Below are 10,023 nucleotides of genomic sequence, written 5' to 3' on the forward strand. Positions count from 1 at the left end.
CCGCCGCCCGCCGGTTGGCCGACCGCCTCGACCAGGCACCCGAGCTGCTGCTCGATCTGGGCTGCGGCTCCGGGTCGTCCACCGCCGCGCTGCTGCGCAGGCTGGCCGCCGCGCGGGTGATCGGTATCGACGCCTCGGCCGGCATGCTGGCCGAGGCGCGGGCGAAACCGTGGCCATCGGGTGTCGAGTTCCGGCAGTTGCCGGCGGAGCGCCTCGCCGAGCTCGACCTGCCACCCGCGGACGGCGCGATGGCCGCCTATCTGCTGCGCAACATCGACGCCGAGGATCGGGACGCGGCGCTGGCGTCGATCCTGAACGCACTGCGCCCGGGCGGACAGCTGGTGATCCAGGAATACTCGGTGGCCGGACGCCGCCTGGCCGGTCTGGTCTGGACGTTGGTGTGCTGGCTGGTGGTGATCCCACTGAGCTGGCTGGTTCGCGGCTCGCCGCGGCTGTACCGCTACTTGTGGCGCAGCGTCCGGGCCTTCGACAGCACCGCGACGGTGCATGAGCGGTTGCGCCGCGTCGGGTTCACTGCGATCGAGCAGTTCCCCGTCACCGGCTGGCAGCGCGGCATCCTGCACACCTTCGTGGCGCAGCGCCCAGAGCAGCCGACCGGCGAGGGTCATCGTCCGGCCAACCCGTGAGCCAGGTCGCGCGCGGCCGGCGCTATCCGGTGGCCCAGCCGGACACACCCCGGCGGACCCAGGTGCTGAAACTGACCACCGACCGCGAGCGGCACGTCAGGGTGGTCGGCCCGCAGTCGCTCGTGCAACGCCGCCACCCGTCGGCCGTCGGCTCGGCGCGGAATCGCAGTGACACTCATCGCGGCACCGGTGGCGCCGACCGCGTCCGACCAGGCCGCCGGTGGCACGTCCGAACCCAGATAGATGGTGGCGGCTCCCGCCCGCCGCAGCGCCACGGCGAACGCCATCAACCCGAGTTCGTGGGTGATGCCGGACGGCGCCCCAACGATCACCGGCGGCGTCGACGGATTCGGGCCCACCGCGTCGAAGGCTGCGGCCAGTCGACGCATCACCACGTTCGCCACCAGGTGCTCACCGGCCTCGGAGATCACCCCGGACGCCCAGGCCGTGCCCACCCGGACCATCGCCGGCATCAGCCAGTCGTCCACCACCGCCTCATAGCTGCGCAGGGCGAACTGCTCGTCGATGACGCGCTTGGCTGCGGTCACGTCCAACCGGCTCAGGGCCTCGATCAGCTCGGCGATCGCGTCCGGCTCGCCGACGGTCGTGGACGCCGCCAGCCGGCTCACCTCGTCCGACGCCTGACGCGGGGACAACCCGGTCGACACAAGCTCTTTCATGGTCCTGATCCGATACAGCAAGGCGTCGTCGTAGACCCGATAGCCGCTGCGCGTGCGCAACGGACGGAAGACCCCGTAGCGGCGTTCCCACGCCCGCAGCGTGTGCTCGGCCACGCCGGTGAGCTGCGCCGCCTGACTGATCGTGACCATTGCGGTGAGTCTAAGGTCCAGCCCGCCCCGTGGGCGATGGCTACACCCAAGAGTGTCTAATGTTGTTGGGCAGCCTTGTCTAAGGTTCTGGCATGGTGCAGGCTCATTGTTCAGTGTTAGTGCGACCGGACGGGAGCAACCTTTGACACCGATGCAGACCCGGAGTGGTAGCCGAGCAGACCTGCCCGCGAACCGATCGCTACAGAACGAGCCCGCTGCGTTCGACCTCATTCGTCCCGCCACTGCTGAAGCGGACACAGTGGATGCGGTGCTGGCCATGGTCGAGCAGACGCTCACCGAACTCGACACCCAGTGGCGTGCACTGGCCAGCGCCGTGGTACCCCGGGTGGGCGTGCTGCACACCGACTCGATCCTCGCCCTGGTGTGCGACTTCGCCTCCGCACCCGGCAAACTGCTGCGGCCACGGATGGCGCATTGGGGCTGGGTGGCGGCCGGCGGACTCGATCACGGCCGGGGCCACCACGACCTGATCCAGTTGGGCGCCGCGCTGGAGCTGCTGCATTGCTTCGCACTGGTCCACGACGACGTGATGGACGCCTCCGAGACCCGGCGCGGACGGCCGTCGGTGCATGCCCTGGCCCGCGCCGAGCATCGCGAACTGGGCGGGCTCGGCGACCCGCAGCGGTACGCCGAGAACATCGCCATCCTGGTCGGCGATCTGCTGCACAGCGAAGCCGATCTGCTGGTCGGTGCGCTGCCGGCCCGAATGCGGACGGCGTGGCGCACGATGGCGATCGAACTGATGATGGGCCAGGGCCGTGATCTGGTCGGTGCCGCCAACGGACGCCGCGACCTACGGCACGCCCACGAGGTGGCCCGCACCAAGTCGGGCGCGTACACCGTCTGGCGACCACTGCAGCTGGGTGCGTTGGCGGCCGGTGCCGGCGATGAGCTGCTCGCTGTGCTGCAGGAGTACGGGCATCATGCCGGCCAGGCATTCGCCCTGCGCGACGACATTCTCGGGGTGGTCGGCGACCCAGCCCACACCGGCAAACCGGTCGGCGACGACCTGCTGGCCGGCAAACCCACGGTGTTGCTCGCCCTGGCCGAGAAGCGGTTCAGCCCGTCGCTGCGGCTCCAGTTGCGGCGGGTCGGACGCGAGACGGTCACGCCCGACCAGGCGGCGGAACTGTCCGAGGAGCTCCGGCGATCCGGGGTGATCGACGAGGTCGAACAGTTGATCGCTGCCGCCGTCCGTGCTGCCGAGCGGGCCTTGGCGTCGCCGCTGGTCGATCGTCGGGCCGCCGACGGACTGCGGCGGCTGGTCACGCAGCTGGCCTGGCGCGAATCATGAGCCGGGTGATCGTGATCGGCGCCGGGCTCTCCGGCCTGAGCGCCGCCTGCCACCTGGTCGCCGACGGCCACGACGTGGTCGTTCTCGAGCGCGAATCGTTCCCCGGCGGCCGCAACGGCGTCCGGCGCACGGACGGCTTCACCTTCGACACCGGCCCGACCGTGCTGACCATGCCGGCGCTTCTCGAGCATCCGCTACGACGGATCGGCGGCAGCCTGGAACCGCTGCGGCTGCGCCGACTCGACCCCGGTTACCGGGGCTTCTTCGCCGACGGCTCGCGGATCGACGTCCGGGCCTCGGCGGACGCGATGAGAGCCGAGATCGCCGAGCAGGTGTCGGCCGCCGACGCCGCCGCGTTCGCCGATTTCGTCGGCTGGCTGGAGCAGTTGCACGAGGTGGAGTTGCCGAACTTCATCGCCCGCAACTTCGACAGTCCGCTCGACCTGCTCAGCCGTCCGGGTGCGGCCGCGAAGCTGGTCCGGCTCGGCGGTTTCGGACGCCTCGGGCCCACCATCCGGCGGCGCTTCTCCGATGACCGGCTGGTGCGGCTGTTCACCTTCCAGGCCATGTATGCCGGGCTGGCCCCCGACGATGCGCTCGCCCTGTATGCGGTGATCACCTACATGGATTCGATCAGCGGGGTCTGGTTCCCGGCCGACGGCATGCACGCCGTCCCGCTCACGTTGGCCGCGGCGCTCGAGGCGGCCGGCGCCGAGCTGCGCTACGAGGCAGCGGCCGAGCAGATCCTCACCGACGGGCAGGGCCGGGTGGCCGGCGTCCGGGCCGGTGGGGAGCAGTTGGCTGCGGACGCGGTGGTGCTGACCGCCGACCTGCCCACCGCCTACCGCACCCTGTTGCCCGACCTGACTCCCCCGCGCGCCGCCCGCAGTGGTGACTTCTCGCCGTCCGCTGTGGTCTGGCACCTCGGCGTCCGCGGCAGTGCCCCCGCTAAGGCCGCTCACCACAACATTCACTTCGGTCACGCCTGGGGTCGGGCGTTCGAGCAGCTGATCAAGCGCAAGGAACTGATGAGCGACCCGTCCCGACTGGTCACCATTCCCACTGTTGACGCCCCGGCGATGGCGCCGGAGGGGCACAGCGTTCTGTATGTACTGGAGCCGGTGCCGAACCTGACCGGCGGCCAGGACTGGAGCGCTGAGGGGCCGCGGTTGCGGGAGCGGCTGCTGGCGTTCCTGCAACGGCACGGCTATCCGACTGAGATCGTCACCGAGTTGATGGTGACCCCGGCAGACTGGGCCGCCCAAGGCATGGCGGCAGGGACGCCCTTCAGCCTCGCGCACAGCTTCGCGCAGACCGGGCCGTTCCGTCCGCCGAACCTGGAGCGGCGTCGTCCAGGGGTGTTTCTGGCCGGCACCGGCACCACTCCCGGGGTCGGCATTCCGATGGTGCTGATCAGCGGCGAGCTTGCCGCGCGCCGCGTCCGGGACTATCTCGGAGCCGTCCGATGAGCGCCGAACTGACGCGCGGCTACGCCGAATGCACCCGGCTGACGCGCAGGTACGGAACCACCTACTACTGGGGCGCGCTGCTGCTGCCGCGCGCCAGCCGGCGCCACGTGCACGCGGTCTATGCGCTGTGCCGGCTCGCCGACGACATCGTCGACGCCCCGGGCGCCACCCTCGGCGACTCGGCGTCGACCCGGGCCGAACTGTCCGGCTTTCGGAGCCGTTTCGAGGACGCGCTGGCGGGCGCACCGCGTCCCGGCGACGACGTGCTGGCCGCGGTGGCGCATACGGTGGCGTCCTGCGGCATCGAGCGCGAGTGCTTCGACCGGTTCTTCGACGCGATGGCGATGGATCTCGACGTGACCCGCTACGAGACATTCGACGATCTGTGCGGCTACATGGAGGGGTCGGCGGCGGTGATCGGCGAGATGATGTTGCCCGTGCTCGAACCGCTCTCACCTCGTGCGATCGGCCCGGCGCGCTCACTCGGACTGGCTTTTCAGCTGACCAACTTTCTGCGCGATGTCGGCGAGGATCTGGATCGCGGTCGGGTCTATCTGCCGCAAGCCGATCTGCGCCGGTTCGGCGCCGACCCGTCGCGCCGGGTGGTTGACGATGCCTGGCGGGCGGTGATGCGGTTCGAGATCGAGCAGGCCCGCGAGTTGTATCGCGAGGCGGAACCCGGAATCGGGTTGCTGCCGCCGGCGTCCGCACGATGCGTGGCGACCGCGCACCGGCTGTACTCGGCGATCCTGGAGCGGATCGAGGCTCGCGACTACGACGTCTTCACCGGACGCGCCCGGGTGCCGACGGTGCACAAGATCGCGACCGCGCTGGGTTCGCTCGTCCATCGTCCGCGGGTCTCGCTGCCGGCCGGGGCGGGCGGCTGAGGTGGACCGGTTCCAGTACCTGGCCCTGATGGCCGGCTGCCTGCTGCTCACCCTGCCGCTGGAGTTCTGGCTCGCCGCCCGGGTGTACCGGCGTCCGCGGCGGATGCTGCTGGCAGTGGTGCCGGTGGCCCTGCTGTTCATCGCCTGGGACGTGTTCGCCATCCGCCGCGACCATTGGACGTTCTCGCCCGACTACACCACCGGGCTCGTATTTCCTGGCGGGATTCCGCTGGAAGAGGTGGTGTTCTTCCTGGTGATTCCGATCTGCGGGCTGCTCACCTACGAGGCGGTCGGCACCATTCTGCGCGGTCGGTCTCGGCGGAAGGCGAGCGATGCTTGAGTACACGCTGGGCACGCTGCTGGCCATGCTGATCGTGGTGCTGGCCGAGTTGCTGTGGGCCCGGACCGGCATTTTCACCCGGCTGCAGTACTGGTTGGCGCTGGCCATCATGTTCTTCTTCCAGGTGCTGGTGGACGGCTGGCTGACCAAGCTGTCCGCACCGATCGTCAGCTACCACCCCGAGCAGTTCTCAGGCATCCGATTCCCCTGGGACATCCCGATCGAGGACTTCGGCTTCGGCTTCGCGCTGATCACCGCCAGCCTGATCGTCTGGGAGGTCATCGGACGCCGCGACTCGCGGAGGGCGTCGTGAGGCCGTGGCGTCCCGGACGCGACCGGCGCGCCGTCCGGATCGATCCGGTCGTTCCAAGTGGCGGAGGGCCGGAGCGTCCGCGGGTTGTCGTGGTGGGTGGCGGGATCGCCGGGCTGGCGGCCGCCACCGGGTTGGCCGAGCGGGGTGTCGCGGTCACTCTGCTGGAAGCCTGCGAGCAACTCGGCGGACGCGTCCGGTCGTGGCCGGTAGGTGTCGGTTCGGCTGCCGGGGTCGGCTCGGCTGTGGGGGCCGAGCTGGCCGTCGGGAGCGGCGCCGACGATGGCTACGGAGGCGACAAGCGGACGATGAGCCGCGGCTTCCACGCCTTCTTCCGGCAGTACTACAACCTGCGCGCGTTGCTGCGCCGCACCGATCCGGCTCTGCGGCGGCTGGTCCCCGTCGACGACTATCCGCTGACGCTGGCCGGCGGACCCACCGACTCGTTCGCCCGCGTCCCCCGGACGCCGCCGTGGAGCATCCTCGGCTTCGTCGCGCAGAGCCCGACCTTCCGGATCTCCGACCTGGCCAAGGTGGACGTCCGGGCCGCGCTCGCGTTGCTGCAGGTCGACTTTCCCCGCACCTACTCCGAACTGGACGGCGTCAGCGCCGCCCAGGTCCTCGACCGGCTGCGGTTCCCCGCGCAGGCCCGGCACCTGGCGCTGGAGGTGTTCGCCCGCAGCTTCTTCGCGGATCCGGCCGAGTTCTCCGGCGGCGAACTGCTGGCGATGTTTCACACCTACTTCCTGGGCGGCGGCGAGGGGCTGCTGTTCGACGTCCCCGACGACGACTACGACACTGCACTGTGGGCACCGCTCGGTCGCTACCTGGCCGGGTTGGGCGTCGAAACCCGTTGTGGCGTGCGGGTTCTTAATGTCGAGTCGACTGCTGACGGAGTCCGGGTGCTGCACGATCAGGGCGAGGAGGCGGCGGACGCGGTCGTGCTCGCCCTCGACACCTCCGCCCTGCAGCGGGTGGTCGCCGACTCCGCGCTAGGGGACGCGGCCTGGCGTGATCGGATCGCCCGGCTGCGGACCGCACCGCCGTTCGCAGTCGGACGCCGCTGGCTCGACAGGCGACTGCCGGACGTGCCGGCATTCCTCGGCACCAGCGGCTACGGGCCGCTCGACAACGTCTCCCGGCTGGATGCCTTCGAGTGGGGCGCCACGCAGTGGGCCGAGCAACATGGCGGCGCCGTGGTGGAGGTGCACGGGTATGCGTTGGCCGAGTTGAGCGGCGCTGTGACGAGTGAGGTGAGTTCCGGCGTCCGAACCCGGTTGTGGGCCGAGGCTGAGCGTGTCCAGCCGGAGTTGTCGGGTGCGCCGGTGCTCGCCGAAGAGTGGCTGGTCGAGGCGGACTGTCCACTGGTCGACACCTCCCCGTGGACGGATCGCCCCACGGTGGCGACGCCCGACCCTCGGGTGGTGCTGGCCGGTGACCTGGTGCGCTGCGACCTGCCGGTCGCTCTGATGGAGCGGGCGGCCACCACCGGCTGGCAGGCAGCCAATCAGTTGCTCACCGGCTGGGGACGCCGGGGCCATACCCTGTGGTCACCGCCGACCCGTGGTCTGCTGGCGAGGGCCGAGTCATAGCGGGAGCAGTCCTTCTGCGAGTTCACGCCTGATGCACCAACCCGCCTCGTCCTGCACGGGGCCCGGGAAGCCGCCAGAACGGAAGACCTGGTTGAGGTAGTCGACGAACGGCATGGCGACCTCAGCGACGAAGATGCCCTCAGCACAGCCGTCCGGAACCCGTAAGCCGTAGGGTGCGCCGCCACTGATGTTGGCCTTGTGCAGCCGGTCGGGTGCCACCGGCAGCACGAAACACCCGGCGGACGGGTCGTCCCCCGTCGAGTCGTGCCAGGCGTCCAGTTCGCCGTCGTAGAGGTCCTGCGCCGAGGCATCGTGATAGCGCGAGTATTCGAGTTCGAGGACCAGCGGATCGGCCTGCGCGCTGCCCGGCCAGGACGGGTGGGTGCCGACGAGCCAGACATCGCCCACCAGCCGCAGCCACGACGACACCGTGATCGGCACGGAACCGAAGCGGCCGGTCAGCCAGTCGGCGAGTGGCGCTGCGTGGGTGGTCGGCGTCAAGATCGGGGCGATAGGTGTCTGTTCGTCGTCGTTGTCGTGAAACCGGTAGCCGTGAGTGGTGAGCCGGTCGACGACGACCTCGATGTTGTGGCGCGCACGGAGCGCCATTTCGTCGCAGACCGCCTGTGCCTGCCTCGCCAGTTCGGGTTCGCGGACGCGGTCGCCGAGTTGGCGCAGCTCGTGCCAGACCCGCTCTCGGTCGCCCGCTCGGTACCGCGCCAGAAGGTCCATGACGCGATCCTGCCAGGCGATCCACAAGCTGATGCTGGAGTTATCCACAGGTTGGCGACGCACCGGGCGCAAGTGTCAGTGGCGGCTCGCATCATGATGCGATGTCGAACTCAACTGAACTCTTCACCGGAACTGAGGACCGCATCCGTGTCCTCACCGAGATCCTCACTCACGGACCCGCCGTGCTGGGCGTCACCCTGGTCGCCCACGTCGATCGCGCCACGCTGGCCGTGCTCGAGGTGCGCAGCCTCCCGACGTTGCCCGCCGTCATCGACCAGAACGACTACTTCGACGACGAGGCGATCCATGAACTCAGCCAGGTGCTACACGCCGTAGCCATCGATTGCGTACCCGCTCGGACCTGGGACGGTGTTCGGAATGGGCCGATCACCGGCGAGTTGATCACGGTGGTCTGCCGCCACGGGCACCCCGTGATCACACCGACCGAGAGCCAGTACTTCTTCGGATGGCGCTACAGCAACCATCCGACGGCGGCGTTCCACGGCGATGTATTCGTGGTGACACCGACGGGTTGGGCGAACCTCCTGGGCGACTGGGGCGGTACGTCACCGGCCCTGACGGTGTCGGTCCCCAGCCGTCGGTACTGGGACGACCTCTGACCCTCAGGAGGCGACACCCTGACGACGCACCATCTCGGCGATCCAGGTCGGAGCGAACGGCGACGTGCAGTTCGGCGGCGTCGGGTAGTCCTTGAGGACTTCGAGTCGCTCGCCGATCGCGATGGCCCTGGCGCGGCGTTCGGGGTGGGAGATGCCGATCTGCGCCAGGCAGTGGTTCATCGCCCACTGGAGTCGTTCGGGTGCTTCCTTCATCCGGGCTTCGATGGTGTCGAGCAGGCCGTCCAAGTCGAGACCGTCAGGCTTCTTAGCCACCCGTTCGACGGTGAGTGCCCAGCCGGCACTCTCGACCACCGGGTCCGGATCGGCCAGCCAGGCCTGCCGCAGTTCGTCGGAGTGCCGGTTGACCTTCACCACGTAGTTGACCAGCCAGTCGTGCACCTTCGGGGTGCCGGCCTCGCGCAGCATGGCGTCCAGTTCTCCGACGGTGAAGGCTCGCGGCCGGCAGATCAGGATCGACAGCAGCCGGGCGGCCGGATCCCCGGTGGTCCACAGGTCACGGGCCAGGTCCGGCTGCACCTTGAGTTGCTTCGCGAGCGCCCGCAGGTCGCTCAGCTTCACCCCGTGGCCGTCCCCGTGCCGCCGATTGACCTCACGCAGCTTGGGATCATCCAGCGCTGCCAGTTCAGCCAGAACCGCAGCCGTCGTGTCGTCGGTCACAGATGCTCCTTGTCGATGATCTGCCGCACTGCCACCAACAGTCTCCGCCATCCCACGATGATTGGGCCTATCGCTCGCGGACTCGTCGTTAGCTCGGACGCCGGGGGACGGCTTCGTGGAACGCGGGGACGGTTCTTTTCGTACCACCCCTCGTCGAGTTCGCCGCGCCGCCCACCAGCCAACTGCGCGCACGTTCGTCATGCCCCGCGGAAGCCGATCTCCATCGACCTGACGGCGCGGCAGGATACGACGGCGCAGCAGACGGACCACTGCACGGCAACGCGGCAGCCGCACCACGGCGGCGCAGCAGCGCGACGGCCGGGCGAGCGACGGCGCGGCAGCGATCTCGACATCGGTGACTGTTGGCGGGAAACATGTTCCGGTTTCGCGTTGTAGCCCGAGATCCGGAATGGTTCCCGAAATCAGTGAGCGATCTCGACATCGACATACCGATATTTCTGCACGATCTGACCATCCGACGACCCGATGCCTCCGTTGGTCGAGCTTGTCGAGACCCCCTCCGGTAGTGTTTTCTGCAAGCAGGTTTCTAAGTAAAGGTGTTGTCACAGTGTTGTCAGAAACCTGCCTGGTGTTGTCTGTTCC

Annotated in this window: 11 protein-coding genes; 8 read left to right on the forward strand and 3 right to left on the reverse strand. The window is 69.2% G+C overall.

The window, feature by feature from the left end:
- Nucleotides 1–647, forward strand: a 647-nt coding sequence (locus QM624_RS05700) for a methyltransferase domain-containing protein (RefSeq protein WP_415089647.1), incomplete at its 5' end; no start/stop codon positions are given.
- On the opposite strand, the gene QM624_RS05705 is transcribed toward QM624_RS05700, so the two are convergent.
- Complete coding sequence (locus tag QM624_RS05705; RefSeq protein ID WP_415089649.1) at nt 626–1,477, reverse strand: MerR family transcriptional regulator; 852 nt, start codon at nt 1,475–1,477, stop codon at nt 626–628. The two genes, QM624_RS05700 and QM624_RS05705, sit on opposite strands and share 22 nt — an antisense overlap.
- A gap of 277 nt (nt 1,478–1,754) precedes the next feature.
- Here QM624_RS05705 and QM624_RS05710 point away from each other — a divergent pair, with 277 nt between their 5' ends.
- From QM624_RS05710 to QM624_RS05735, 6 genes are read left to right on the forward strand one after another with little or no spacing between them, the layout of a single operon-like run.
- Nucleotides 1,755–2,792, forward strand: a complete 1,038-nt coding sequence (locus QM624_RS05710; RefSeq protein WP_415089669.1) for a polyprenyl synthetase family protein — start codon at nt 1,755–1,757, stop codon at nt 2,790–2,792.
- On the forward strand, nt 2,789–4,261 hold the full coding sequence (gene crtI, locus QM624_RS05715) for a phytoene desaturase family protein (RefSeq protein ID WP_415089651.1): 1,473 nt from the start codon (nt 2,789–2,791) through the stop codon (nt 4,259–4,261). The genes QM624_RS05710 and crtI overlap by 4 nt, the downstream gene beginning before the upstream one ends.
- Nucleotides 4,258–5,148, forward strand: a complete 891-nt coding sequence (locus QM624_RS05720; protein ID WP_415089653.1) for a phytoene/squalene synthase family protein — start codon at nt 4,258–4,260, stop codon at nt 5,146–5,148. Before crtI ends, QM624_RS05720 begins: the two co-directional genes overlap by 4 nt.
- A 1-nt stretch (nt 5,149) precedes the next feature.
- Nucleotides 5,150–5,488 (forward strand): lycopene cyclase domain-containing protein, encoded by a 339-nt coding sequence (locus QM624_RS05725; protein WP_415089655.1) that lies wholly within the window; start codon nt 5,150–5,152, stop codon nt 5,486–5,488.
- A complete protein-coding gene (locus QM624_RS05730; protein WP_415089657.1) occupies nt 5,481–5,801 on the forward strand; it encodes a lycopene cyclase domain-containing protein in 321 nt (106 codons plus the stop codon). The genes QM624_RS05725 and QM624_RS05730 overlap by 8 nt, the downstream gene beginning before the upstream one ends.
- Nucleotides 5,798–7,390, forward strand: a complete 1,593-nt coding sequence (locus QM624_RS05735; RefSeq protein WP_415089659.1) for an FAD-dependent oxidoreductase — start codon at nt 5,798–5,800, stop codon at nt 7,388–7,390. Before QM624_RS05730 ends, QM624_RS05735 begins: the two co-directional genes overlap by 4 nt.
- Here QM624_RS05735 and QM624_RS05740 read toward each other — a convergent pair.
- Nucleotides 7,385–8,122 (reverse strand): hypothetical protein, encoded by a 738-nt coding sequence (locus QM624_RS05740; RefSeq protein WP_415089662.1) that lies wholly within the window; start codon nt 8,120–8,122, stop codon nt 7,385–7,387. The genes QM624_RS05735 and QM624_RS05740 overlap by 6 nt on opposite strands.
- 101 nt (nt 8,123–8,223) lie before the next feature.
- Here QM624_RS05740 and QM624_RS05745 point away from each other — a divergent pair, with 101 nt between their 5' ends.
- Nucleotides 8,224–8,742 carry a hypothetical protein gene (locus tag QM624_RS05745; protein ID WP_415089664.1) on the forward strand — a complete coding sequence of 173 codons (519 nt, stop codon included), beginning with the start codon at nt 8,224–8,226 and terminating at the stop codon, nt 8,740–8,742.
- 3 nt (nt 8,743–8,745) lie between these two features.
- Here QM624_RS05745 and QM624_RS05750 read toward each other — a convergent pair whose 3' ends face one another.
- Entirely contained in the window at nt 8,746–9,420 is a 675-nt protein-coding gene (locus QM624_RS05750) for a DNA alkylation repair protein (RefSeq protein ID WP_415089667.1), read from the reverse strand.
- Nucleotides 9,421–10,023 lie beyond the last annotated feature (603 nt).

Source organism: Micropruina sp., from assembly GCF_047606365.1.
In the GTDB taxonomy this organism is placed as follows: domain Bacteria; phylum Actinomycetota; class Actinomycetes; order Propionibacteriales; family Propionibacteriaceae; genus Micropruina.